The organism is Dyella kyungheensis (assembly GCF_049913195.1).
In the GTDB taxonomy this organism is placed as follows: domain Bacteria; phylum Pseudomonadota; class Gammaproteobacteria; order Xanthomonadales; family Rhodanobacteraceae; genus Dyella; species Dyella kyungheensis.
Genome location: NZ_CP183983.1, coordinates 1081562 through 1107039, shown reverse-complemented (window position 1 = coordinate 1107039; position 25478 = coordinate 1081562). Strand labels below are relative to the sequence as shown.

Here is a 25478-nt window from a genome sequence, read left to right as displayed (position 1 = left end):
GGGCGACGGCAGGGGCGCGATCGGGCAAAACTCGGGCGGAACGGTCGCGGGGCGCGGGCAACCGTCACCGGAGCGACCCCACAAACCGCTATAATGAGTGGTTTACACCCACTCTGATCGCACTGCCTGCCCTCGCGGCCGGCCAGGTGCACGCCGCCGGAGGTTCCATGCAATACATCTACACCATGAACGGGGTCAGCAAGATCGTTCCCCCGAAGCGCCAGATCATCAAGGACATCTCGCTCAGCTTCTTCCCCGGCGCCAAGATCGGCCTGCTGGGTTTGAACGGCGCGGGCAAGTCGACGGTGCTGAAGATCATGGCCGGCGTGGACACTGACTTCCAGGGCGAAGCCCGCCCGCAGCCGGGTATCAAGGTCGGCTACCTGGCGCAGGAACCGCAGCTCGATCCCGAGAAGACCGTGCGCGAAGCGGTCGAGGAAGGCGTGTCGGTGATCCTCGATGCGCAGAAGCGCCTGGAAGAGGTCTATGCGGCCTACGGTGAAGACGGTGCCGATTTCGACAAGCTGGCCAAGGAACAGCAGGAGCTGGAAAACATCCTGGCCGTGAACGATGCGCATGCCCTGGAGCGTCAGCTCGAAGTGGCCGCCGACGCGCTGCGTCTGCCGCCGTGGGATGCCAAGATCGGGCCGCTGTCCGGTGGTGAAAAGCGCCGCGTGGCGCTGTGCCGCCTGCTGCTGTCCAAGCCGGACATGCTGTTGCTGGACGAGCCCACCAACCATTTGGACGCCGAGTCGGTGGATTGGCTGGAGCAGTTCCTGCAGAACTATCCGGGCACCGTGGTGGCGGTCACCCATGATCGCTACTTCCTCGAGCACGCCGCCGAGTGGATTCTCGAACTCGATCGCGGCCGCGGCATCCCGTGGAAGGGCAACTACACCGACTGGCTGGAACAGAAGAGCGAGCGTCTGGCCCGCGAAGAAGCCGCCGAAAAGGGCCGCCAGAAGGCGCTGGCGCGCGAACTGGAGTGGGTGCGTTCGGCTGCCAAGGGCCGTCAGTCCAAAGGCAAGGCGCGTATCAACCGCTTCGAAGAGCTGAACTCGGTCGAGTACCAGAAGCGCAACGAAACGAACGAACTCTACATCCCGCCGGGCGAGCGCCTGGGCCAGGAAGTGATCGAGTTCAAGAACGTGTCCAAGTCCTTTGGCGATCGCCTGCTGATCGACGACCTGTCGATGAAGATCCCGCCGGGCGCCATCGTCGGCGTGATCGGCCCGAACGGCGCCGGCAAGTCGACCCTGTTCAAGCTGATCACCGGTCAGGAAAAGCCGGACCAGGGCGAAGTGAAGCTCGGCCACACCGTGCAGCTGGCCTATGTGGACCAGTCGCGCGACAGCCTCGATCCGAACAAGAACGTGTGGCAGGAAGTCTCCGACGGCGCCGACATCATCACCATCGGCCGCTACGAGCTGCAGTCGCGTGCCTATATCGGCCGCTTCAACTTCAAGGGCACCGACCAGCAGAAGATGGTGGGCAGCCTGTCCGGCGGTGAGCGCGGTCGCCTGCACCTGGCCAAGACGCTGATGCAGGGTGGCAACGTGCTGCTGCTCGACGAACCGTCGAACGATCTGGACGTCGAAACGCTGCGTGCGCTGGAAGACGCGATGCTGGAATTCCCGGGCTGCGCGATGGTGATCTCGCATGACCGCTGGTTCCTCGATCGCATCGCCACGCACATCATCGCGTTCGAAGGCGATTCCCACGTGGAGTTCTTCCCGGGCAACTACAACGAGTACGAAGCCGACAAGAAGCGCCGTCTCGGCGACGAAGCCGCCGGCCCGCATCGTGTGAAGTACAAGAAGCTGGCGTAAGCCCGCTCCTGCGCCCTCTCCCCTCCGGGGAGAGGGCTGGGGTGAGGAGCACGGCTAGCCCCGTTCCTCAAAAGAACCAGATTTCAAATCAGCGATACCGCAAGATTGTCCCCTCACCCCAACCCTCTCCCCGGAGGGGAGAGGGAGTGAAAGGCAGCGACGAGGAAAACCCGATGCACTTCATGCAATCCCTGCAACAGGCATGGGCTGACCATGACTCCCTCGTCTGCGTCGGTCTCGATCCCGAGCCCGCGAAATTTCCCGCGCACCTCAAGGGTCGCCCGGACGCGGTGTTCGAATTCTGCCGCGACATCGTCGACGCCACCGCCGACGTCGTCTGCACGTACAAGCCACAGATCGCGCACTTCGCCGCGCTGCGAGCCGAAGACGCGCTTGAGCGATTGATCGCGCACATCCACGACAAGCATCCCGGCGTGCCGGTGATCCTCGACGCCAAGCGCGGCGATATCGGCAGCACCGCACAGCACTATGCCAGCGAGGCATTCGATCGCTACCGTGCCGATGCCGTGACGCTCAACCCCTATATGGGCCGCGATTCCGCCCAGCCGTTCCTCGAACGTGCCGACAAGGGCGTGATCCTGCTGTGCCGCACATCGAATCCGGGCGGCGCGGATTTCCAGGCACTCGATTGCGGCGGGCTGCCGCTCTATCTGCGCGTGGCCGAAACCATCGCGCGCGACTGGAACGTGCACGGCAACTGCGCCCTCGTCACCGGTGCGACCTGGCCCGAAGAGCTGGGCAAGGTGCGCGCCATCGTCGGCGACATGCCGTTGCTGGTGCCGGGCATCGGTGCGCAAGGCGGCGACGTGGAAGCCGTGCTCAAGCATGGCCGCACGAACGACGGCACCGGCCTGATGATCAGCTCGTCGCGCGCGATCCTCTACGCCGGCAATGGCGAGGACTTCGCCCAGGCAGCGCGCGACGCCGCGCTGGATCTGCGCGACACCATCAACCGCTATCGCTGAATTGCGCTAAAGGCGACGCTCCGGCGCGCAGGCCTTGCGTCGGAGCTGCTCGAAATCGTGCACGTAAAGCACGTTGCGCTCGCGACTGATCAATCCCGCGCGCTGCCAGCCCTGCAACAACGCATTCAACTTGGGCCGGCTCGCGTTGAGCATGGAAGCGAGAATGCCCTGCGTGGGCGGCAACTGGATCTGCCCGACGCCACGCCCGTCGCGCTCGGCCGCATCCAGCAGGTAACGCGCCAGCCGCGATTCCAGGCTGTACAGGCACATGGTTTCCAGCGCCTTCGCGGTGCGGCTGACGCGTGCGGCCAGAAGCAGCAGCACGCGATTGAGGAACTGCGGCTCGGTCAGCAGCCTCGCCAGATGCACGCGACGCAGCAGCAACACGGTCGCCATGCCGACGGCGACGGCGGTGAAGTGATGAACACTCGCGCCCAGCAATGCCGCCTCGCCGATCGCCTGGCCGGAGCCGGCCATGTCCACGATCAATTCGCGCCCGTCCGGGCCGTAGAGAATCGCGTACACCGCGCCTTCCGCTACCAAGGCGGCGAAATCGGCGGGATCGTTGTTGCGGAAGACCAGTTCGCCGCTGTCCAGGTAGCGTCCATGCGAACGCTCGGCCAAATCGTCCAGCACCGGGGCGGGAAGGCCGGCAAACAATTCGGACCGCGCAAGCAAGGCGCGGCGCCCTTCCGCGTCCAAGACTGTCGAACGGCCGCTGCGCACGACCGTGCGCGACGCGTGCCGCGTAGCCAGTTCCATGCTGATTGCCCCCTAAGGACAAGCGCCATGCATCGTCCTCGATGCGGACCGCGCCGTCCCGACTATCGAACGCTCGTGCCCGAACTACCCGCGGGAACCGACATCCAGCCCGCTGGCCCGGGAGTCTTGTTCTCCATAACCTGCCTAGTCGCCGATAACGGTAGCGTGATCGCCACGCCCGTCTCGGCGGGACGGACAGGCGTACCCGTCCGCTCCCGCCCGGCCGATCGCTTCAGCTGCTGCGGAACGCGTTGAGCACGCTCAGCAAGCTGGTCAGGTTGTCCGCCACGCCACCCTGCGCCACCTTCTCGCTGGCGGCACCGGTGGCGGTGGTGTCCAGGCTGTAGATCTGCATCACGCCCTGGTTGGCGGCGGCCTGCGACAGCGAGTTCTGCTGCTGTTGTGCCGCCACGGCGTTCTCGAACAGGATGCCGGTCGAGTGGGCCATGGTCTGGTAGATCGAACCCATCGCCATGGCCGGCGCTTCGGCGACGACCTTCACGTTGGTCTGGGTAACGGCATCGGTGATCTGGCTGTTCACGGTCATGATTCAACTCCATGCAATGAAGCGGCTGTGCCGCGATAAAAAACGGTTGACGATGCGCGCGCACCAGGCGCGCACCGGCGTCACTGGTTGTTGAAGGCGCTCATCACGCTCATCAGGCTGGTGAGGTTGTCGGCCACGCCGCCTTGCGCGACCTTCTCCGTCGCCGCCGCGGTCGCAGTGGTATCGAGGCTGTAGATCTGCATCACGCCCTGGTTGGTCGAGGCCTGCGACAGCGTGTTCTGTTGCTGCGAGGCCGACACCGCGTTCTCGTAGAGCAGGCCGGTGGAATGCGCCATGGTCTGGAAGATCGAACCCATGGCCATGGCCGGACCTTCGGCGATCACCTTCACGTTGGACTGGGTGACCGCGTCGGTGATCTGCGAATTGACCGAAATGGGGATAGGCATGTTGAGTGCTCCTCTGGGTGGGTACGGCGTTCCCGTACATGAAAGTGAAACGATTGGAACGAGCCCGCGTGAATCAACGCTTGCGCCGCGTGCCCGCGGTTTGCGCGTCGTGCGGACCGGCTGCGTGCGCGTGCGGCGACGTCGGCGGCGTTTCCTGCGCGACGTTCTCGCCCTGATGCTTGTGCCGGTGCTGCAGGGTCTTGAGCGATGCCACCGCCTCGATCACCTGCTCCACCGCCTGCTGCTCGACGTCGCGCTGCTCGGCCAGCTGCATGAGCGCCTTGCGGGCCTCCTCGGTGCCGTTGCGTATCGCCTGGAGCGCGTGCGCGCTGCCGCGCTCGACGATCTCCGCCGCACGCACCAGGCTCATGCCTCCCTCGCTCGAGCCGGGCGGCGATGGCACCGGCGGCGCGGGCTGCGGCGGCGGCATATAAGGCGGGTATGGATAGACGGCGCGCGGCCGCTCCGCTCGCGTCAGTGCGAGCAGCAACTTGATCAGCTCACGCAAACCGTCGAGCTTGTCCTGGTCGATCGCGATCATGGGGAGATCTCCGGCGTTCAGCGCATGCGCGCGGCTAGCAGACGGGCGAGTGCAAGCACCAGCCGTTGCTCGCGCGTGCGTTTGCGTCGTTGTCCCGGTGCATCGGCATGCGATGCCGGCTTGCGCGCAGCGATGGGCACGAGCGCTCTCGAAGGCTTCTTCGCCGGGGCTGCTGCCGGAGGCGAGGAGGCCTTGCGAGGTGCGGCCAGTTCGCCGAAGCCGCGCCCGGTGAAGTCGTTCACGATCTCGTCGCCGGATGGCGTGGTCATGGGATGTCCTCTGCGTGCCAACGATTTACGAACCCTGCGACACCTGTCCGCGCTGCAGGCTCACCACCGACGCCGGGGACTGGTAACCCTCGAGCTTCTCGATGTTGCGCTCAGCCCAGCTGACCTCCTTGCGGAAATCGCCCACCGTGTGCATCCAGTAGCAATCGGCCATCAGCACCATCAGGGCCTGCAGGTCGAACAGCGTGTCCGTGCTCAACACGCTCTGCCCGACCGGAAGCAGGTTGTAGGCCACCATCAGGACCATGCGGACGAACTCGTCCTGGATATCGCTGTGCTCGACGCCCTGCCCGTCGGCACCCAACAAGTACGAGCGCCAGTTCTGGAATACGGCGTACACCCGCGTCATGGCCTGGTAGCGAACCGAGGGCTGCGCCGAGGTCCCGACAATGCCCGAGACCAGGCGGACATAGCGCTTGTAATCGTTCTCGTCGACGAACCTGGCGAGCGGCCCCAGCGCGGTCTGCAGATAGCCATGGATCGTTTCGGCGACGTTGTCCTTGCTCAGCACGGCGTCGATGGGCCCCTCCAGCTTGCTCACTTCGAAGAAGAACTCGATCTGCTCCTGGGTAAGCGCATCGCTGAACATGTACGCCACCGAGGTGGATGCCGCCACCAGCACGTCCGTGTCGATATAGCCGTCCAGATGCCGGAAGCCCTTGTTGATCCGATAGGACTCCGCCGACTTGAACAGGCCCGCCGCTCCGGTGATGGCGTTGCTGCCGAGATTGGTGTCGAAGGCGATCACCGGATACTTCGCCGCCATGAAATTGCGGTAGTAGTAGTCGTGCCCGAGCCGGAAGGTGTATGGCGAATCCACGCCCGTCAACAGCTCGTACCAGCTACCGTCCTCACCCTTCGTTACCGGCGCGTCGAACATCTCGCTCAAGGCCATGACGCTGCGCTTGCCGTTGTAGGCCGCCAGCTCGCGGCTGCGCTCGCCGTTGACGTCGAAGCGGCGCAGGCGGCAGCCCCGGTAGGTCAACGAATTGCTGATGAACAGCTCGTCGAACAGGCGCGAGAACATGCCTGCGCCATAACCTGGCGCTCCACGACTGCCCGCGCTCTCGGTGGCGCGCCGCTCGGTCGCCGTCTGCACACAGCGACTGATGTACGCGGCCAGCGCCCTGTAGAAGTCGCCATCCGGCGCAGGATCGCCGTACGCAAGGTAATAGCCGACCATCGAGCGATGGTCGGCGGCGGCACTGGCTCCCTCGCCGTTGTGGATATGCACGATCACCGAACGCAACCGCTTGTCCCTGAGCAGTTCGGTCAATGTGTCCTGGTTCTTGCGCAGGAAGTCGAACAGGACCTCGTAGTTGGCGACGCGATTCTCCACGCCAAGCACATCCAACCCGATGGTCACCTTCAACTTCTCCTCGAGCAGCTTCTTGAGGATCGCCTCCAGCTCATCGGCGAACCGGCGACCGCTCACGTAGGCGGACGGGGTATGCACGAGCACGCGGTATTCGGTGTTCTGATGGGCGTTGAACAACGCGACCTGCGCATCGAGCGCATCGATGTCGCTGGCGCTGGCGGGAATCTGGATATGCTTGATGCCCTGCGTCTTCAGGTATTGAAGCGTCGCGTCGATCCAGCCGATGTACTTTGCTTCGCCGTCCTTGCCCGCCCTCACCCGGTCGACCAGGCTCGAACGCATCTTGTAGGCGTCGTCGAACGGCGTGAACTTGTTGCTCGAGTAGATCTTGCCGTTGAAGTAGCGCATCAGCGCTAGCATCCAGTCCCGATCTTCGCCGTTACTTGCCATGGCGGCCTGCACCGACTGCATGGCGGCGCGATACAACGCCGGATCGGTGACCGGCAAGACATCGATCTGTTCACGCGGTTGCATGCGCTGGGCGATCAGCACGCTGGCGAAGTAGATGTTCTCCGCCGTGCATTCGCCGCGCTCATAGCCGGTCTTGTCGGCGCGGTGCGCCAACAGCTCGAAGGGGTTGGACTCGAGCATGTAACGCAGCGCTTGTTCGAACAGCGCCTGCTCGCCCTTCTCGTCGCTCGGTCCCGCCAGCCAGCTGGCGAGCGAGGGTACGTTCTTGCTCCGCACCGGCAGGATGCCGCCCAGGTGACTGTGGAAATCGTATGGGTACTCGAATACTCGGGTCGGCGACGAAAGCGTGAAATAGGCCATGGGAACTCCTCGTAACGCGTGGGTCGAGAGGCGGCGTTGCTTGCCGTCCGGCTTATTGCGGTGGCGTCTTGCGAGCGGCCAGCACGCTGCTGTACTTGGCGATGCTCTGGTCGATGCGATCGATCGCGAAACTGGCGGACTCCGCTTCCATCGCGCCGGCGGCAGCAGCCACGGCGGCTGCGGCGCCCATCAGCAGGTCGGTGGCGACGATGCCCAACGCGTCTTCGCCGGCTTGTTCGAGGTTCTGCTCGGCCAAGGCCTGGGTCATCTGCTTGAGCAACACACTCTGGCTCGCCAACACCAGCTTGCTCACGCCATCGAAATAGTTCGCTGCCGCCTGCGCCACCAGGCCCGACGCCTGGCTGATCATCATGTCGGGACCCAGCGCGATCTGCGAAGGCGCATAGCTGGCCGTCTCCGCGTTGCTCAACTGCACCGCCTGCACGATGGCGGGTGCGAGTGCATCGGTGTTCGGCGGTGACGGGTTTTGCGACAGCATCCGTTCCGTCATCAGCGAACGCACATTCGTCGGCGGTGGTGGCGGCGCTGGCGATGGTGCCGGTGCCGGTGCCGGTGCAGGTGCCGGCGCGGGTGCCGGCCCCTGCGCGGGCGTACCGGCATTCCCTCCATCGTCTTCGCCGCTGGCTGCGCGCGGCGACCGGTTGCCCGAGATCCATTTCGACCAGAAGGCCATGTACGCGTTCCTCTCTTACGCCAAAACCCAATCCCACTCGCGAAAAGTCGTCTAGGGTTTGTCGGCGATGGACATGATCATCGCGACGGCCCTCGACACCACGGCGTTGGAGATCTGATTGAGCGCCTGCTGGCTGTGCACCGCGTTCTGCAACGAGAGGCCCGCCGAATGACTGGCCACCTGATAGAGCGCCGCGATCGCTTGAGCCGGTGCCTCCGCAACCACTTTCACGTTCGTCTGCGTAATGGCATCGGTAATCTGGGCGTTGACTTGAGGGTCAGCCATGACTGTTTCCTTTGGTCGGCGGTGTTGGCAGGTCGCGGCGCTGGCCGCTGCCCTTCTCATAACGACGGGCATCGACGACTGTGAAAACCGTGGCGCGCGTCGATTCCTCTCGCGGCGTGGCGGCGCGACCGACTTCCGTGCGCAGCCGGTCGCGTATCAGCTGCACGCGCTTGCGCAGCAGGGGCTGGTTGACGCCCAGCCGTTCGGCGATCTGCGGATAGGGCAAGTCGTCGATGAAGCGGAACGCAAACAGCCGGCGCTGGGCGGGACTCATCGTTCGCAGCGCGGCTTCGATGCAGGCGATCTGCTGGGTCACTTCCAGCCGCTGCATCGCGGAAGGCGCGGCATAACCGTCGACGGCCATCTTGCCGTCGTGCACGTCGACGCTATCGTCGAATACCAATCCTTCACGCACACTCCGGCGCACGCCATCGACGAAGACATGCCGAAGGACAACGAACAGGAAGCCCTTCGGATGTTCCATGAAATGCGGACGATGACGCGTGAACTGCAGCGCCTTGAGCGCGGTGGCCGCCAGCAGTTCGTCGGCGCGATCCGCATGGCCGCCGCTCAATCGGCGCGCTCGTCGCAACAGCATGGGTTGATGCGCACGCCAGGCCTGTTCGAACCTCGCGTCGATGCCGGTATCCGCCCTGCACTCCATCGCTCCGCACTCCCGTCAATGAGAGTGCGCGAGTGTCCATGGGCATCGACGCGTTAGCTGTTCCCTGCGTGACAGGTGTTTTTGCGCTGCTGCCGCAGGCACTGAAGCTGAGAACTGGCGCAACAAATCTCGCTCGGCATACATCGTAAGCAATAGCGAAACGCGCGGCGTTTTGCCGAATTTGTCTATTCCGCGGCAACCGCGAGCATCGCTGTCGGCGTGCCCACCCACCTTGCACGAAGCCAACGTTCTGCAGGCGTCGATACGTAGCGCTCCACCAGGTGTCCAAGCAACCAGCACAAGGCAAGCGCCGGCACATACCAAAGGAAACCCAGCGACATGTCACCACCCATCGCCTTGAAGATCCTCACCGTGCCGTACACCACGAACATGTGGGTGAGGTAGATCTCGTAGCTCAAGCGTCCCCACGAGCGCAGCCAGCCCAGTCCACGGCGCGGTGTGACGCCTGTTGTCCAGACACTGGCAAGCACCAGACACAACGCCGCCGCCGTAAGTACCAGCATGTAACCGTCATGCATCGTCTGCCACAGCAGCTTGCCTTCGAACATCACGAGATAAAGGCCGAGCGCACCGGTCATGCCTAGCGCCCATGCGATACCGCGCGACACGCTGCACCATCGCTGCACGATCAATGCACCAAGCACGCCGGTGGCGATGGCCGCCATGCCTGGCAGGTAGGCCTTCTCCTGCCAGATCTCGTTGCCAGCCAGCGCAGCGTGTGTCCACGGCAGCGACAGCGCGAGCAGCACGAGCATCGGCACCAGGATCCAGCTGCGTCGCGTCAGCAGGCAAACGATCGGAAAGCCGAGATAGAACACTTCCTCGATCGACAACGACCACAGCACATCCCAGTTGCCGGGCAGGTAACCGGTCATGCCCTCGTACCAGTTCAAGTGAAAACCCAGCGCCGCCACGATGGCGCGCGGCAGCGACTGCCCTGCCCTGTCGATCGTGTAATCGGCTGCGCCCGCCAGATGCAGCAGGCTGAGTACGGCAACAAGCAACACCAGGCACGGTGCGATGCGCGAGAAGCGGCGCGCATAGAAGGCGCGCAGATCGATGTTCGACAGGGAGCCACTGCGCCGCAGCGCGTTGCCCGCGATGAGAAAGCCGGATATCACGAAGAAGATGAAGACGGCTTCATAGCCGTTGAAATTGAGCGCGCTCAGCAGCGTCCTGGGGAATACATCGAGCAGAGCCGTCTTGCGCAGCGGCATGCGAAGGCCGATGTGGTGCAGTACCACCAGCAAAATGGACAGGCCGCGCAGCAGGTCGATACCGGTGTTGCGACGCATGGCATGGTCGTTCGTTACGGCATCCATCAAGCCAGCTTCTCCATCACGAAATCGACGAAGGTACGCAGCTTCGCGGTCGGACGTGTCTCGCGACGACGCACGATATGCAGGTGCCGCACCGGAAGTTCCCAATCGGGCAGCAGACGCACCAGCCGGCCGGATTCGATCGAGGGCGCAAGCAACACATCTGCCTGAACGACTATACCGACACCGCAAAGCGCGGCCGTCAACAAGGCTTGTCCGTTGTTGCACACGAGCGGCCCTTCGACGGGAACCTCCACGCGGCGCTCGCCTTGGGTGAACCGCCAGTGGTGATGACGACCCCACGCCATGAAGCCCAGGCAGGCATGCCTGGCAAGATCCCCGGGCTGCTGCGGTATGCCGTGGATGTCCAGATAGCCCGGACTGGCCGCGACGAACATGCGCGATGGTGCCAACGGACGGGCCACCAATGCATCGTCGGCCAGCGGGCCCGAGCGGATCGCCACGTCGAAGCCTTCCTCGTGCATGTCGACCACGCGGTCGTTGAGACTCAGTTCCACCTGCACCTTGGGATAGCTGGCCATATAGGCACCGATCACCGGCATCAACCGGTGCGCCCCCCAGGTCACCGGCGCCGTGACCCGCAACGTGCCCTGGGGCACCGCGCGCAAGGCTTCGGCCACCTGGTCGGCCGCCTGCACGCTGCTGAGCACGTCGCGGCAGCGCTCAAGGTAGGCCGTGCCGATTTCCGTGAGGTGATGGCGGCGCGTCGTGCGCTCCAGCAATTGCGCGCCCAGTTGTTGCTCCAGTGCGCGCACATGATTGGCGACCATGGTGGTCGAGAGGCCGAACTCCTCGGCCGCTGCCGCAAAGCTGCCCTTCTCTACCGTGCGAACGAACACCGCCATGCTGGTCAGACGATCCATTCCAAAGCCTCACTGTGAAGTGAAGGAAGCAGAAGCGCATTTATAAACCAGGAGCGGCCGCCAACAATCCCTGCCTCATTTCCTAGGGAGTACCGCGATGACGACCTCGACCCTGCTGTGCCGCCTCGCGCTGGCCTGCTCGCTGGCTTGGGCGGCCACTGGCCACGCCGCTGACGTGGCGCCGTCCACGCGCTCGCTGCCCGAAGACTGGTACCCCGAAAGCGCTGCCGTGGGTCCCGACGGCTCGTTCTACGTGGGCAGCTGGCGCCAGGGCGCGGTGGCGCGACTGAAGCCCGGCGCCGACCAGGCGGAGGTGCTGGTAAAGCCCGGTTCCAACGGACTGTCCAACGGGCAAGGCGTGCTGGTCGATGCACGTCGTGGATTGCTGTGGATCTGTTCGGGCACGCTGGGCTACACCACCGTGCCCACCCGGCCGAGCGCACTCAAGAGCTACGACCTCGCCACCGGCGCGCCGCGCGCCAGTTACGAGCTGCCCGACAAGGGTTACTGCAACGACCTCGCCCAGGACGAGCAGGGAAACATCTACGTCACCGACTCGTTCCAACCGCGCGTATTCCGCTGGCGCGACGGTGATGCCGCGCTGCAGGTGTGGAAGGAAGACACCGCCTTCAGCGCGGGTCCGGAAGGTTTCAAGCTCAACGGCATCGCCATTGATCGCCACCATGTGTACGTGAGCACGGTGACCGCTGCATCGTATCTGCTGCGCATCGACATCCAATCCGATGGCAGCGCCAGCGCCGTCACGCGCATCGAGATGCCACGCACGCTGAAGAATGCCGACGGCATTCGCACGGCAGGTCCTGACCGTCTGGTCATCTTCGAGAGCAATGCGTTCGGGCACGACGGCCCCTACGGCGGGCAGATCTCGCTGGCCACGCTGTCGGGCGATCGCGCCAGTTCGCTGCAGACGCTGGTGGCCGGACTCAACGATCCGTCCGGCGGCGTGATCGCCCATCACCGCGTCTACTTCATCGAATCGAAGTACGGCCTGCTGTTTGCGCACAAGGGCGACGATGCGGGCATTCCACGGCATGTGCCGTTCGATCTGGAATCGGTGCCGCTGCCGAACTGAGCGGCACCAGAAGAAGACTGTGGGAGCGCACCCTGTGCGCGACAGTCACACCCGGGTGCACCGCCTCGTCGGCTTGTCGCGCACAGGGTGCGCTCCCACAGAGGAGAGGCTATTTACTGCGCCGCCGGCAGATCGTGGATCATCTGCTGCGCCAGCCCTTCGTAGTTGTAGTCGAAGTGATGGTCGCCGGTCTTTTCGTAGACCTTGATCCAGCCCGGCAACTTCGGATCGGCGCAAAGCGCATCGTCCTTGTCCTTGACGCCGTAGTAGCACACCACCGGCGGATGGCCGTCGAGTGCTTCGAGCGGCGGCAGGGCATCGTAATGCTGCACGGGATTGAGCCACTGGAAGAAGTCCTGGGTGTGCGTCTTCCACCAGCCCTCCTTCATATAGCCTTCCATTTCGATTTCGAAGTTGACGTCGTGGCTGGGCGACAGCAGCACCACCTGGGCGATGCGCGCGCGGCCCTCGGGGCTCAACTGATCGATCACCGAAGGCAGCACGTCGGCGCCGAACGAGAAACCGATCAACCACACGCGCTTCTTGCCCGGCTGCGAGACCGATTGCGCGATCAAGGCATCCAGGTCGACGGCCGATTCCTTGGCTGGGCGATTGCGCCAGTAATACTGCAGCAGGCTCACGCCCTGCACCGGGATGCCGTGCGAGGCGATGATCTTGCCCAGCGACTGGTCGAGGTCGCGCCAGCCGCCGTCGCCGGAATAGAAGATCGCCACCACGTCCTCGCGGCCCGCCAGCGGCGTGACGCCCGGCTGCGCCGGCACCCGCACCAGCGACTCTTCCATGCTGGCGTGATGCCACGGCTGCCAGGCCCAGAGGCCCGCACCGGCAGCGATCAACAGAACGAGAACAAACCACTTCCAGAGTCGTTTCAACGGCGCACCATGCCCGACAGTCCACCCGAAATAAGGCTCGCCAAGTTGGCGAACACCAGCGGCAACGCAATGCCGTTAGGCACCGCAAGATAGCGAGGTTCCCACACCGGGTCGAATTTGTCCTTGTACTTGTGCAGGCCGCGGAAGTTGTAGAAGCGCTCGCCACGCCCGAACAGCATCGCGCCAACACGGCTCCACAGCGGCGCGCTGCGGCGGTTCTGCAGGCCGGAGAACGGTGCCATGCCCAGGTTGAACCAGCGGTAGCCTTCCTGCCTGGACCACTGCATCAGGTTGACGAAGAGGAAGTCCATGATCCCAGCCGTGCTGTCCGGCAGGTGCCGCATCAGGTCCAGCGAGGCCTCTTCCTTGTTGTCGGTGAGGAACAGGTTGGCGAACGCCACCAGTTCCTCGCCCTGCCAGACCAGCGCCATCGGCGTGCGCTCGAGATAGGCCGGATCGAACGTGCCCAGCGAGAAGCCTTTCTCGCGCACGCCCTTGTCGCGCATCCACGCATCGGAAATCTTCCTCAGCTGCGGCATCAGCGCAGGCACCGCATCGGCTGGCACGATCTCCATGCGCATGCCGTCGCGGGTGAGCTTGTTGATGGTGTTGCGCAAGACCTTCTTGGACTTGCCGTCGAGGTTGAAGCCGGCCAGTTCCACGCGGGCTTCTTCACCGATCTTGAGGAAGTTCATGCCCACTTCGAGGTACAGGTCCAGGTCGTCCTGGCGCACCTGGTAGAACAGCGGCCAGCCGCCGGCGCGCTCGCACTGGTCGCGGAAGGTCCACACCAGTTCGCGCCGCGCCTGCTCGTCCTCGCCCACCGGATCGCCCATGGCGACCCAGCTGCGTCCTTCCACGTCGTACATGATGAAGGCGCGGTTGTCGGCATCGAACAGCAGCGTCTTGTCGCCCATCAGCGCGAGATGCGCCTGGGCGGAGCTGTAGTTCTTGATCAACGGCAGCGCGCGCTGCAGATCGTCTTCGCTGGGAAGCTGCAAATGCGGACGCGCGGGACGGATCAGGTTGGCCAACGCAAACAACAGGCCCGCCGCCGTCGCGCCGACCAGCGCGCGCAACGCGCGCGGCGCACCGCCGTGATAGAAGCTGAATTCCCACCACAGGTTGTTGCTGTATTCCACGTGCTTGTAGCTGAAACCCACCAGCCAGCCCGCGCAGCCGAGCACCGCCACGATGGCGATGATCCAGCCCCATGAGAAGCTGGCGCTGAACATCGACGCGCGGCGATAGAACAACCGATGGGCCGGCGCCAGCGCGAGCGCCAGCAGCGACAGCAGGGTGGCCTCTTCGTAATCGATGCCCTTGAGCAGCGACAGCACTGCGCCCAGCACCAGCAGGATCAGCGTGAGCACGTACGCCGCATCGAGGCGCCGCTGCAGGCCGCGCGACAGGATCAGCAACATCATGCCGACCACACTGGAGAGGAAGTGCGAGACCTCGAGCACCGCCAGCGGCAGCACGTCGCGCAGGATCGCCAGGCGCTGCGGCAAGGCCGAGGTGGCGCCGGAGAACAGCAGCACCGCGCCGGATACCAGCGTGAGGCCCGCAAAAAAGGGCGGCAGCAACCCGGTGAACCACGGTGCCAGCAAGGTCTTCTGACGCAGGCCACGCGCTTCGCGCCACAGCACGACCACGGTCGCCGCGAACAACGGCAGGAAGTAGTAGATCAGGCGATAGGCCGCCAGCGCACCGAGGATGGGCGCTTCCAGGCCCTGGTTTCCTTCCGCGCCGAAGCCGGCCAGCATCACCGCTTCGAACACGCCCAGACCACCCGGCACATGACTGATCAGGCCGGCGATCTGGGCCAATACGAAGATGGCGAGAAAGTGACCGAAGCCCGTGTCCACCTGATTGGGCATCAGCAGATACAGCACGTAGGCCGCCAACCCCCAGTCCACCGCACCGACCAGCACCTGCCGCGTGGCGACCATCGTGCCCGGCAGGCTCACGCGCCAACGCCACAGCCGCAATGGACGTCCAAGCAGGCGGCTGCCCACCATCCACAGCAACGGAATGAGCGTGAGCACGGCGGCGACCGGAAGACGCCAGCTGGCCAGCGGCAACGATGGCGGCACCGGCACCAGCAACAGGGTGACGCCGGTGAGCGCGCACAGGCCCAGCCAGAAACTCAGCGTGCAATACACCACCACCTTCGCCACCTCGGCGGTGGAAAGGCCGGCCTGGATGTAGAAGCGGTAGCGGATCGAACCGGAGATCAGCAATGCCATGCCCAACGCATTGCTGAAGGCATAGCTGATGAAGGAGATCAGGCTGACCTGCGCACCCGGCAGGCGCTTGCCGATGTACTTCAGGCCGAACCAGTCGTACAGGATCATCACGCCGTAGCTGCCGGCGGTGAGCAGCACGGCCAGCGCGACGCGGTAGTTCTCCAGCCCGTGGACGTAGCGCGCCACCTCGCGATAGCTCACCTCGCTGGCCAGGCGATGCAGCGCCCATAGCGCCAGGCAGAGCATGGCCACCGACAGCAGTGGACCGGCAAGCCTGCGCAACCTGACCATCAGGCCAGGACGCGCAAGCACTTCACCGGAAATCGGGGCTGGTGCCCCTGTCTGCTCCACCACGCGTTTACCGCCTCCACATGACCATCGCGCAAACCGTTCGCGACCGCCTAGGATAGCCGGTCAACGTGCTTTTCTGTTCGATCGTGGCATGCAGGCATGACATTCGGTCGCGTCCGCTTCAGGCGGATCGCGACCGTGTGATTCAGGACTTAGTGGGTAGTCCGTTGGCCATGCGAGCGATCCAGCGGTACAGCACCAGCACGATCAGCGCGAAGGCGATGCCGCCGATCCACTGCGCCGCCGCACCGAAGTCCTCGCCGACCAGCGCCAGCGGCGCGGCCTTGCCCGACAGGCCGACGATGAAGGCGATCACCACGCCGATCACGCTCTCGCCCACGATCAGGCCCGAGGCCAACAGCACGCCGAGCTGCTTGGTGGTTTCCGGCCGCTTCGAGCGATCGGCGCGACGGTCGAAGTACCAGCCGACCACCGAACCCACCACCACCATCAGCGTGCTCACCGTGGGCAGATAGATGCCCAGACCGACCGCGAGCGGCGGGATGCGCATGTGCTTGGTGGTACGCGCCAGGATCTCGTCGATGATGATCAGTGCCACACCGATCCAGATGCCGGTGATGATCAGGCTCCAGTCGATATTGCCGGTGATCACGCCGTTGGCAAGCGCCGAAATGAGACCGGCCTGCGGCGCCGGCAGCGCATGCGCTCCCGCACCCGCCACGCCGACGAAACCGTACGCCTTGTTGAGCAGGTCGAGCACCGGCGGAATCACCGCCGCGCCGGCCACCACGCCGACCACCAGGGCCACCTGCTGGCGCCACGGCGTGGCGTCCACCAACTGGCCGGTCTTGAGGTCCTGCAGGTTGTTGTTGGCGATGGCCGCCACGGTGAACACCACCGAGGTGATGAACAGCGCAAACGCCACCAGCGCCTTGCCCTCTTCCACGCCCACGTGCGGCTTCACGAACGCCACCAGCAACAGCGCCGCGGCGATCACGACCAGGATGCCCACGCCCGACAGCGGGCTGTTGGACGAACCGATCAGGCCGGCCATGTAGCCGCACACGGTGGAAACGAAGAAGCCCATCAGCACCACGAAGGCCACGCCGCCGATGGCGAGCACGGCCAGGTGATCGCCCAGGCCGCTGATCTGGCCGAAGTAGCCCAGCAGCCAGGCAATCGGAATGAAGCAGGCCAGCGTGATCAGGCCCACGATGCCGATCGGGATATCGCGCTCGGTGCGCGGCAGCGAGTCGGCGTTGCCGGCCTTGCGCACCTTGGAGGCGGCCATTGCCGAAGCCAGGCCGCTGATCACCGGCTTCACCAGCTTGGCCAGCGTCCAGATCGCCGATACGCCAATCGCGCCCGCGCCGACGAAGCGCACCTTGTGACTCCAGGTGCCGTTGGCCAGATCCGCCACCGAGGCGCTCAGGTCGCCCATCAGCGAGTAATGCGGCACGCCCCAGCCCCAGCCGATGATCGCGCCGATGAGCATCGCGATACCCACCGACAGGCCCACCAGGTGGCCAATGGCGAACAGCGCGAAGGAAAGATTGAAGTCGAAGCCGCTGACCGATCCCTTGTCGCCCACGCGGAAATAGCGCACGAAGTCGGCGGCGAAGACCTGCGTGGCCACGATCACCGCAAACACCGCCGACACGATCGAACCCCACAGCACGGCGAGCAGGCCCGCACGGCCTTCTTCCACGCTGCCGGCATCGGCGTCATCGCCGCTGCCCACCTTCAGCACCTCGGCACAGGCCAGGCCTTCGGGATACGGCAGATCGGAGTTCGTCACCAGCGCACGGCGCAGCGGAATCGAATACATCACGCCGAGGATGCCGCCCAATGCGCACACGGCGAACGAGGTCCAGAACGGGAAGCCGGTCCACCAGCCGATCATGATCATGCCCGGGAGCACGAAGATGATCGAAGACAACGTGCCCGCCGCCGAAGCGATGGTCTGCACGATGTTGTTTTCCTGGATGGTGGAATCCTTGAACCCGCGCAGCAGGGCCATGGAAATCACCGCCGCCGGAATCGAGGTGGCGAAGGTCAGGCCGGCCTTGAGGCCGAAGAAGACGTTGGCGGCGGTAAACACCACCGTGATGATCACGCCCAGGATGAGACCGCGAACGGTCAGCTCTTTGCGATTTTCGGTTTGGGAAAGATTGCCGCTCACGAAAGTCGTCCGGTCATGTGATGGGTCCCCTGATGGCCGCCGCCCTGGGGCAGCATGGATACGTCGGGCCCGCCATGGGGCGGGCCAGCGCGTAGGGTTGCCGGATTTGGCAGGAATCGCAACGGGTTGACGGGGGGTTGGGGTTTGGGGTCACCGGGACGCCGCTCTATTGGCTCGTCAGCCTGGGACTGGCCGCGCTTGGTCGTCATGCCGGACTAGGCCGGGGGCCAGAGCCTCGGTGTTTGATGTCGCGGTACCGCGACCGGGCCGCTTACGCCGCGGGCGTTTCGATCGGCTGCCGCCGCTCGAGTCACTTTTCTTTTCCCTCTCCCCTCCGGGGTGAGGGGCGGATGCTCGCGGGAACCCGCGTGCTTTCTGTGGGAGCGCACCCTGTGCGCGACAGCCACGCCGGGGTGTATCGCTCCGTAGGTTTGTCGCGCACAGGGTGCGCTCCCACAGTAGATCTGGAGCCCTCCGCTCCAGCTCTTGGCTCTGCTCTTGGCTCTTGGCTCTTGGCTTGGCTCTTGGCTCTCAGGGGTCCCCGTATGACGCGGCGGGTGGGTGGAGGATAGCCCGCAGGGTGGCCCGCATGGATGCGGGCCAGTTTTTCGCCAGGGCAGGATGCCCTGTCGAAAACCCCCGGAGCCCACCCGCGCACCTGGAGGGCGAAGCCCGGAAGGCGCGTCATCCGGGGGGCCCTTCTCTTTGGTTACTTTCTCTTGGGCAAGCAAGAGAAAGTGACCCGGCCTCCGGCAGGAGGACGGAAGCCCGCCGCAGGCGAGCCAGGTCGCCGTATCGCGACAACTAAACACCGAGGCTCTGGATCCCGGCCTGCGCCGGGATGACGAGCCAAAAAAAACGGCAATTCCACACGGCAAGGCTAGATTGGCCCCTCACCCCACCCCTCTCGCCGGAGGCGAGAGGGAGAAAAACTCAGTCGTCCGCCAGCTCCATCCCCGGGAACAACACCTCGGTATAGCCAAACTTGCTGAAATCGGTGATCCGCGACGGATACAGCCGCCCGATCAAGTGATCGCACTCATGCTGCACCACGCGAGCGTGAAAGCCCTCCGCGTTGCGGTCGATCGGCGCACCCTGCGGATCCACGCCCTGATATCGGATCAGCGAATACCGACTCACCGCGCCCCTCAGACCGGGAACCGACAAACAACCCTCCCAGCCCTCCTCCATGTCCTGCGACAGCGGCGTGATCACCGGATTGAGCAGGATCGTGCGCGGCACCGCCGGGGCATCCGGATAACGCTCCGACTGGTCGAAGCCGAAGATCACCAGTTGCAGGTCCACGCCGATCTGTGGCGCAGCCAGGCCGACGCCGCCGGCATCGTGCATGGTGTCGAACATGTCGGCGATCAGCGCATCGAGCTCCGCGCTGCCGATCATGCCGTCGGGCACCGGAGGGGCCACCCGCAGCAGCCGTGGGTCGCCCATCTTCAGGATCTCGCGGATCATGGAAAAAACCTCGCCTCGTCATCGATCTGGCAACGCCGCCCGTAGCGGCCGACAGACCGCCAGTGTACGCGCCGACCAGGAAGCCCGCGCATGCGCACGTCCCTTCGCCCATTCGACCAATGGCTAATGCGGGGCAACGCAATATGTTGTTGACCCCCGCCGTCCCCAGGACGACCCTTGCGGGGGACTTCCCAGGAGCCAACGCGAATGTCTACCGTCGCCGTCAAACCAAGTCCTGCAGGGAAGATCCTGTGGGCCGCCATCGCCATCGTCGGCGCCTGGTGCCTGGGGGTGGTCGCGCTGCGCCGGGGCGAACCGATCAACGCCATCTGGCTGGTCGCCGCGGCGATTGCCGTGTTCGTGATCGGCTACCGCTTCTACAGCAAGTTCATCAACGACAAAGTGCTGCGCATGGACCCCAGCCGGGCCACGCCCGCGGTGCTGCGCAATGACGGTCTGGACTATGTACCCACCGACAAGTGGGTGGTATTCGGACACCACTTCGCAGCGATCGCTGGCGCGGGTCCGTTGGTTGGCCCGGTGCTGGCGGCACAGATGGGCTATCTGCCCGGCACGCTGTGGATCCTGTTCGGCGTGGTATTTGCCGGCGCCGTGCAGGACTTCATGATCCTGGGCCTTTCGGTACGACGCGACGGCCGCTCGCTCGGCAACATGCTGCGCGACGAACTCGGGCCAACCGCCGGCGTGGTCGCCATGTTCGGCGTGCTGGTGCTGATGATGATCGTGCTGGCGGTGTTGGCGCTGGTGGTGGTCAAGGCGCTGACGCACAGTCCCTGGGGCACCTTTACCGTGGCCGCGACCATTCCGATCGCGCTGCTGATGGGCGTCTATCTGCGCTGGCTGCGGCCGGGCAAGATTCTCGAAGTGTCGATCATCGGCCTGATCCTGTTGCTGGCCTCGATCTGGTTCGGTGCGCACGTCGCCGCCTCGCCCACGTGGTCGGCGGTGTTCGATTTCGATGCGAAGTCGCTGGCGTGGCTGCTGATCGCCTACGGCTTCTGCGCTTCGGTGTTGCCGGTGTGGCTGTTGCTGGCGCCGCGCGATTACCTCTCCACTTTCCTCAAGATCGGCACCATCATGCTGCTGGCGCTGGCCATCTTCCTGGCCGCACCCACGCTGCAGATGCCTGCGGTGACGAAGTTCATCGACGGCACCGGCCCGGTGTTCCAGGGCAACCTGTTCCCGTTCCTGTTCATCACCATCGCCTGCGGCGCGGTGTCGGGCTGGCATTCGATCATCGCCTCGGGCACCACGCCCAAGCTGATCGCCAATGAAGGCGAGGCGCGCATGATCGGCTACGGCGGCATGCTGATGGAGGCCTTCGTCGCGATCATGGCGCTGGTCGCGGCCGCGTCGCTGCATCCGGGCGTGTATTTCGCGATGAACTCGCCTGCCGCCTTGATCGGCACCACCGCGCAGTCGGCCGCCACCGCGATCAGCCAGTGGGGCTTCGTGGTGACGCCGGACGAGCTGCTCAATACCGCCAAGAACATCGGCGAATCGAGCATCCTCAGCCGCGCCGGCGGTGCGCCGACGCTGGCGGTGGGCATGGCCCAGCTGCTGCACGGCATCGTTCCCGGCGAGGGCATGATGGCATTCTGGTACCACTACGCCATCCTGTTCGAAGCGTTGTTCATCCTCACCACGGTAGATGCAGGCACGCGCGTGGGCCGCTTCATGATCCAGGAGATCGCCGGCCTCATCTACAAGCCCCTGCAACACACCGAATCGTGGACCGGCAACCTGCTGGCCACCGCGATCTGCGTGGGCCTATGGGGCTACTTCCTGTACCAGGGCGCGGTCGATCCGCTCGGCGGCATCAATACGCTATGGCCCTTGTTCGGCATCGCGAACCAGATGCTCGCGGCGGTGGCGCTGATGCTGGCCACGGTGGTGACGGTGAAGCTCAAGCGCGAGCGCTACGTGCTGGTGCCCGGCATTCCGGCGATCTGGCTGTGCGTGTGCACGCTCACCGCCGGCTGGGAGAAACTCAGCGGCCCGATCAGCTTCACGGCGGCGGCGCAGAAGTACGCCCAGGCCATCGCCGACGGCAAACTGCTGGCGCCGGCCAAGACGGCGGAGGAAATGCAGCGCATCGTGACCAACAACTACGTCGACGCCGCGCTCACCGGCATCTTCATGCTGCTGATCCTGACCATGCTGGCCTTCACCATCCGGGCCATCGTCAGGGCCTGGGGCATCAACCATCCCACCGCGCACGAAGAACCGTACGTCGCGCTGGGCACCGTGCCCAGCCGTTGAGGGCTGCCATCATGAAAATGGAACTGCAGGCGATCAGGAAGTGGGCGGTGCAAACCGCCCGCCTCTGCTGCGGCGTTCCCGACTACGACGTGTACGTGAAGCACCTGCGCGAGCACCACCCGGATCGCGCCGTGCCCAGCTACAAGGAGTTTTTCAGGGAGCGGCAAATTGCCCGCTACAAGGGAACCGGCGGACGCTGCTGCTAGACCCGTCGCAGCCACCGAAGGCCGTGCCCTACCGGGCGCGGCCTTTCTTGCGTCTGAACGGGACTGGGCATCCGGTGCTCTACCCTTCATGATCGCGCCCTGATCATGGCCGCAAGCTACTGCACAATTCCCGATGACCGAACGCCACCACCATCCCCATCTCCAGCCTTCGTCGGACATCGAGGCCCAGCACAGCCTCGGCCTGCGCATCATCGCCATCTACAAGGCGGTGAAGACGGTGTGCCTGATCCTGGTGGCCATCTTCGCCTTCCACCTCGACCGCGAGCAGAACTTCGAAAAGCTGGTGCACTGGCTGGAACACCTGTCGCTCACCGACAGCAACGGCCTGCGCTGGCGCCTGGTGGAACTGCTGCAGTCGATGGGCCCGAGCAAGTTCGTGGCGATCGGCCTGGTGGCGCTGGCCTACGCGGCCATCTTCGCCACCGAAGGGACCGGCCTGTGGCTGCGCAAGCACTGGGCGGAATGGTTCACCGTGATCGCCACCGGCTCGCTGATTCCGCTGGAGCTGTACGAGACCATCCATAAGTTTGGATGGCTGAAGCTGGGGGCGCTGGTGGCCAATATCGCCATCGTGATTTACCTGGTGCGCATCGCGATGCAGCCACGGCCGCCCAAGCGCAAGGACTGACAATCCCCTTGTGCGCGACTGCGGCGCCTGGTCGGTCCCGCTTCGTAGGTTTGTCGCGCACAAGTGCGCTCCCACAGAAGGACGGCACTCACACCTCGTGGTGCAAACCTTCCGCCTTTACCGCGCTGCTGCGCGGCGCCAGTTCCACCAGATACATCGCCGCCAATACCAGCGCGCCACCGGCGAGCATGCGCCAGGTCAGCGTGTCCTGGCCGAACGTCACCGCGAAGCCGGCCGCGAACACTGGCTCCAGCGTCATCACGATGGCCGCGCGCGTGGGCGACAGATGCGCCTGCGCCCAGGTCTGCACCAGCATGGCGCCCGCACCGGCCGCCAGCGCCATGTACAGCACCGCCGCCCAGGCACCGGGATCCGGCGGTAGCGACGGTCCCGTGGGCAAGGTGGCCAGCAGGCAGATCGCGGCGATCACGATCATCTGCACCGTCGACAGCGCGAACGCGCTACCCGGTCGCGACCAGGTGCCCAGCCCCACGATATGCAGGCCGTACAACGCCGCCGACGCCAGCGTGAGCCACACGCCATAGCCGATGCTCAAGCCACGCAGGGCGAGCAGCCCCAGGCCGCCCACGGAAAGCAGCACCGCCGCCCAGGTCACCGAAGGCAGGCGCTGGCGCAGCAACACGGTCCCGAGCAAGGGCGTGAACACCACGTACATGCCGGTGACAAAGCCGCTGATGCTCGCCGAGGTGTGTTCCAGCCCCGATGTCTGCAACAACTGCGCGATGCCGTAGATCGCACCCAGCACCATGCCCTGCTGCCACTCGCGCCGGCTCAGGCACAGCAGCGGGCGATGAAACAACACGGCCATCGCCAGCGCCGCGATCAGGAAGCGCACGGCGAGAAAATCGGCCACCGGCATGCGCGCCACCAGATCCTTGATCAGGAAAAAGGTGGAGCCCCAGATGGCGGTGACGGCGACCAGGCCCAGCGTGGCCCATGTGGCGGTTCGCGACACGGCACCGGTCATGCGGCGGCCTTAGGTCGCTTGCGCCACAGCAGCCGCCATAGCTGGCCGGGAATCTGCAGCAGGAAATGCGTCCAGATGCCCAGCCACACCACGGCGGCGATCCAGGGCTTGCGTGCATCCGGATCGAACTTGCGGAACCAGCGCCACATGCCGCGATGCTTGTGCCGGCTCACGAACACCGGCCGGTGACGGCTGGAACTGCCCTTGCCGTGCAGCACGTGCACGTTGCCGGCCAGCATCACGTGATAGCCCGCATCGCGCACGCGGCGGCACATGTCCAGATCTTCGCAATGCAGGAAATAATCTTCGTCGAAGCCCGCGAGGTACTCGAACACGCGGCGCGGCATCAGCATCAACGCGCCCGATACGGCCTCGGCCTCGACCAGCGTGTCGGGCATCGGCCCTTCGATGTTGATGCCTTCGCCGGCACGTTTGAACAGCGTATTCAAGGCGCGGCACATCAGCGGATCACGGCGATAAGAGGCCGGATCGGGCGTGCCGTTTTCATCGCAGACGACCGCTCCGATCACACCGGCGCGCGGGTGCGAGGCCAGCATCTCGAGCAGGCGTTGCAAGGTGTCGTTGTCGATCAGGCAATCGGGATTGAGCACCAGCAGCGACTTGCCATGCGACTGCGCCGCTCCGCGATTCACCGCGGGACCGAAGCCTAGATTGGCGTGGTTGTAGACCACCCGCAGCCGCGCATCGCTTTCGTGCGCACGCGCCAACGCCTGCGGAATGCCGTCGGACGAGGCGTTGTCGACCAGGATCATTTCCAGCGGCACCTCGCACGCCAGCACCCGCCGCACGCAGTCGCGCAGGCTGGGGCCGCTGTCGGCCGCCACCACGATCACGCTGACCGGCGCGACGGCGGACAAGGAGGGAGATGCGTCGGTATTCACAGCCACAAGTATGCGTTGTCCAGAACGTGGTGAGTGCCCGAAAACGCCTGCCAGGTTGGCCCATCGCTACGGGGAACATGCCAGTGTATGTCGATACACCAGCCGATGCGATTTTGCCGTGGAGACGGCTTAACGGCGTCCCTGCCCCAACACCTCATGCAGCGGGGCCGGCGCGCCATCGTTGCCTTGCGCCAGCCATGGCTGATCGCCCTCCCAACCGCTGAGCTGCCAACCTGCCAGGCGATGGACATGGCCGCCCTGCCTGTCCCACAGCACTTCGCCACGCCCACCCGGCAGGTTGGCCGCGAACCATCCACCGCCCGGACTCACGCAATAGCGCGGACTGGCCTTGTCGATGATCTGCCCCTGGGCGAACACGTAGCGGCCCCGGCCCTCGCCAGTGGCTTCGAAGCGCACGTCGTCGGCCGCGGCGAGGAACTCGCCGGTGGCTTCCTGCCAGTCGGCGCGCACCAGTTCGATGATGTGCGCCGGCGGGCCGATCGGCGCCATCGCCAACTCGCTCCACTCGGGTGAGGTCTTCGCCGTGGGCGCGCGCTTCACCCGGTGATCGAGCAACGACTCCAGCAGCACCACCAGCGAAAAACCCACCAGCGCCCCGAGCAAAGCCGCACCCCAGGCGATCAGATCACCGCCCAGCGCACGTTGTACGGCAAACAACAGGCCTGGCAATCCCCAGCGCAGAGTACGCCGGGACCATTCCGCATAGCGCGCGACACGTCGGTCGAACAGCACCGCACCGAACGCCGACAGCAGTACCAGCGACAGGCCCAGCCACCAGGGCAGCAGCGCCACCACGCAGGTCCACGCTGCAACCGGAAGGATCCGCCCAAGCCAGCGCGCGACGGCGGCCACGCT

At 65.0% G+C, this 25478-nt stretch carries 24 protein-coding genes; 6 read left to right on the top strand and 18 right to left on the bottom strand.

All coding sequences use genetic code 11. The annotated features are described in order from the left end of the window. Positions 1–167 precede the first annotated feature (167 nt). Both ettA and pyrF read left to right on the top strand, forming a co-directional pair. Positions 168–1829: an energy-dependent translational throttle protein EttA gene (gene ettA / locus ACN9MB_RS04710; protein ID WP_204636187.1), complete on the top strand. Its 1662-nt coding sequence runs from the start codon at positions 168–170 to the stop codon at positions 1827–1829. Positions 1830–2002: 173 nt separating this feature from the next. Then, positions 2003–2815, top strand: a complete 813-nt coding sequence (pyrF, locus tag ACN9MB_RS04705) for an orotidine-5'-phosphate decarboxylase (protein WP_426271888.1) — start codon at positions 2003–2005, stop codon at positions 2813–2815. A 6-nt stretch (positions 2816–2821) separates the two neighbouring features. Here pyrF and ACN9MB_RS04700 read toward each other — a convergent pair whose 3' ends face one another. The 11 genes from ACN9MB_RS04700 to ACN9MB_RS04650 all read right to left on the bottom strand — a co-directional run bounded on the left by ACN9MB_RS04700 (position 2822) and on the right by ACN9MB_RS04650 (position 11375). Further along, the gene (locus tag ACN9MB_RS04700) at positions 2822–3577 is read right to left on the bottom strand and encodes a Crp/Fnr family transcriptional regulator (protein WP_426270944.1); all 756 of its coding nucleotides are present in this window, start codon (positions 3575–3577) and stop codon (positions 2822–2824) included. A 232-nt stretch (positions 3578–3809) separates the two neighbouring features. Then, positions 3810–4124, bottom strand: coding sequence for a RebB family R body protein (locus tag ACN9MB_RS04695; RefSeq protein WP_204636185.1), 315 nt, complete (start codon positions 4122–4124; stop codon positions 3810–3812). Between the two features lie 80 nt (positions 4125–4204). Then, positions 4205–4531 (bottom strand): RebB family R body protein, encoded by a 327-nt coding sequence (locus ACN9MB_RS04690; RefSeq protein WP_204636184.1) that lies wholly within the window; start codon positions 4529–4531, stop codon positions 4205–4207. A gap of 73 nt (positions 4532–4604) precedes the next feature. Continuing rightward, a complete protein-coding gene (locus tag ACN9MB_RS04685; protein ID WP_204636183.1) occupies positions 4605–5072 on the bottom strand; it encodes a hypothetical protein in 468 nt (155 codons plus the stop codon). Positions 5073–5089: 17 nt separating this feature from the next. After that, the gene (locus tag ACN9MB_RS04680; RefSeq protein WP_204636182.1) at positions 5090–5341 is read right to left on the bottom strand and encodes a hypothetical protein; all 252 of its coding nucleotides are present in this window, start codon (positions 5339–5341) and stop codon (positions 5090–5092) included. 25 nt (positions 5342–5366) lie between these two features. Next, positions 5367–7508 (bottom strand): hypothetical protein, encoded by a 2142-nt coding sequence (locus ACN9MB_RS04675; protein WP_426270943.1) that lies wholly within the window; start codon positions 7506–7508, stop codon positions 5367–5369. A 52-nt stretch (positions 7509–7560) separates the two neighbouring features. Next, positions 7561–8202: a hypothetical protein gene (locus tag ACN9MB_RS04670; RefSeq protein WP_426270942.1), complete on the bottom strand. Its 642-nt coding sequence runs from the start codon at positions 8200–8202 to the stop codon at positions 7561–7563. A gap of 51 nt (positions 8203–8253) precedes the next feature. Further along, complete coding sequence (locus ACN9MB_RS04665) at positions 8254–8487, bottom strand: RebB family R body protein (protein WP_199099734.1); 234 nt, start codon at positions 8485–8487, stop codon at positions 8254–8256. Next, positions 8480–9151 (bottom strand): RNA polymerase sigma factor, encoded by a 672-nt coding sequence (locus ACN9MB_RS04660; protein WP_275586794.1) that lies wholly within the window; start codon positions 9149–9151, stop codon positions 8480–8482. The genes ACN9MB_RS04665 and ACN9MB_RS04660 overlap by 8 nt, the downstream gene beginning before the upstream one ends. A gap of 185 nt (positions 9152–9336) precedes the next feature. Further along, positions 9337–10494 (bottom strand): acyltransferase family protein, encoded by a 1158-nt coding sequence (locus ACN9MB_RS04655; protein ID WP_426270941.1) that lies wholly within the window; start codon positions 10492–10494, stop codon positions 9337–9339. Next, the gene (locus ACN9MB_RS04650; RefSeq protein ID WP_204636178.1) at positions 10494–11375 is read right to left on the bottom strand and encodes a LysR family transcriptional regulator; all 882 of its coding nucleotides are present in this window, start codon (positions 11373–11375) and stop codon (positions 10494–10496) included. Before ACN9MB_RS04650 ends, ACN9MB_RS04655 begins: the two co-directional genes overlap by 1 nt. Positions 11376–11472: 97 nt before the next feature. Between ACN9MB_RS04650 and ACN9MB_RS04645 the strand changes: the two genes are divergently transcribed. Further along, a complete protein-coding gene (locus ACN9MB_RS04645) occupies positions 11473–12468 on the top strand; it encodes an SMP-30/gluconolactonase/LRE family protein (RefSeq protein ID WP_204636177.1) in 996 nt (331 codons plus the stop codon). 113 nt (positions 12469–12581) lie between these two features. Here the strand turns inward: ACN9MB_RS04645 and ACN9MB_RS04640 are convergent, their stop codons facing one another. The 4 genes from ACN9MB_RS04640 to def form a co-directional block, all read right to left on the bottom strand. Continuing rightward, positions 12582–13361 carry an AcvB/VirJ family lysyl-phosphatidylglycerol hydrolase gene (locus ACN9MB_RS04640; protein WP_426270940.1) on the bottom strand — a complete coding sequence of 260 codons (780 nt, stop codon included), beginning with the start codon at positions 13359–13361 and terminating at the stop codon, positions 12582–12584. Then, positions 13358–15922, bottom strand: coding sequence for a bifunctional lysylphosphatidylglycerol flippase/synthetase MprF (gene mprF, locus ACN9MB_RS04635; protein WP_426270939.1), 2565 nt, complete (start codon positions 15920–15922; stop codon positions 13358–13360). Before mprF ends, ACN9MB_RS04640 begins: the two co-directional genes overlap by 4 nt. Positions 15923–16106: 184 nt before the next feature. Next, positions 16107–18104: an OPT family oligopeptide transporter gene (locus ACN9MB_RS04630; protein WP_204636174.1), complete on the bottom strand. Its 1998-nt coding sequence runs from the start codon at positions 18102–18104 to the stop codon at positions 16107–16109. A gap of 933 nt (positions 18105–19037) precedes the next feature. Beyond that, the gene (gene def / locus ACN9MB_RS04625) at positions 19038–19574 is read right to left on the bottom strand and encodes a peptide deformylase (RefSeq protein WP_204636173.1); all 537 of its coding nucleotides are present in this window, start codon (positions 19572–19574) and stop codon (positions 19038–19040) included. A gap of 207 nt (positions 19575–19781) precedes the next feature. Here def and ACN9MB_RS04620 point away from each other — a divergent pair, with 207 nt between their 5' ends. The 3 genes from ACN9MB_RS04620 (at position 19782) to ACN9MB_RS04610 (ending at position 22712) form a co-directional block, all read left to right on the top strand. Next, entirely contained in the window at positions 19782–21857 is a 2076-nt protein-coding gene (locus ACN9MB_RS04620; protein WP_426270938.1) for a carbon starvation CstA family protein, read from the top strand. A gap of 11 nt (positions 21858–21868) precedes the next feature. Then, positions 21869–22063 carry a YbdD/YjiX family protein gene (locus tag ACN9MB_RS04615; RefSeq protein ID WP_046972430.1) on the top strand — a complete coding sequence of 65 codons (195 nt, stop codon included), beginning with the start codon at positions 21869–21871 and terminating at the stop codon, positions 22061–22063. A 133-nt stretch (positions 22064–22196) separates the two neighbouring features. Continuing rightward, on the top strand, positions 22197–22712 hold the full coding sequence (locus ACN9MB_RS04610; RefSeq protein WP_204636171.1) for a DUF2127 domain-containing protein: 516 nt from the start codon (positions 22197–22199) through the stop codon (positions 22710–22712). A gap of 88 nt (positions 22713–22800) precedes the next feature. On the opposite strand, the gene ACN9MB_RS04605 is transcribed toward ACN9MB_RS04610, so the two are convergent. The 3 genes from ACN9MB_RS04605 to ACN9MB_RS04595 all read right to left on the bottom strand — a co-directional run bounded on the left by ACN9MB_RS04605 (position 22801) and on the right by ACN9MB_RS04595 (position 25475). Beyond that, the gene (locus ACN9MB_RS04605; RefSeq protein WP_426270937.1) at positions 22801–23700 is read right to left on the bottom strand and encodes a DMT family transporter; all 900 of its coding nucleotides are present in this window, start codon (positions 23698–23700) and stop codon (positions 22801–22803) included. Beyond that, complete coding sequence (locus ACN9MB_RS04600; protein ID WP_426270936.1) at positions 23697–24578, bottom strand: glycosyltransferase family 2 protein; 882 nt, start codon at positions 24576–24578, stop codon at positions 23697–23699. Before ACN9MB_RS04600 ends, ACN9MB_RS04605 begins: the two co-directional genes overlap by 4 nt. Before the next feature lie 153 nt (positions 24579–24731). After that, positions 24732–25475 carry a hypothetical protein gene (locus tag ACN9MB_RS04595; RefSeq protein WP_426270935.1) on the bottom strand — a complete coding sequence of 248 codons (744 nt, stop codon included), beginning with the start codon at positions 25473–25475 and terminating at the stop codon, positions 24732–24734. Positions 25476–25478 lie beyond the last annotated feature (3 nt).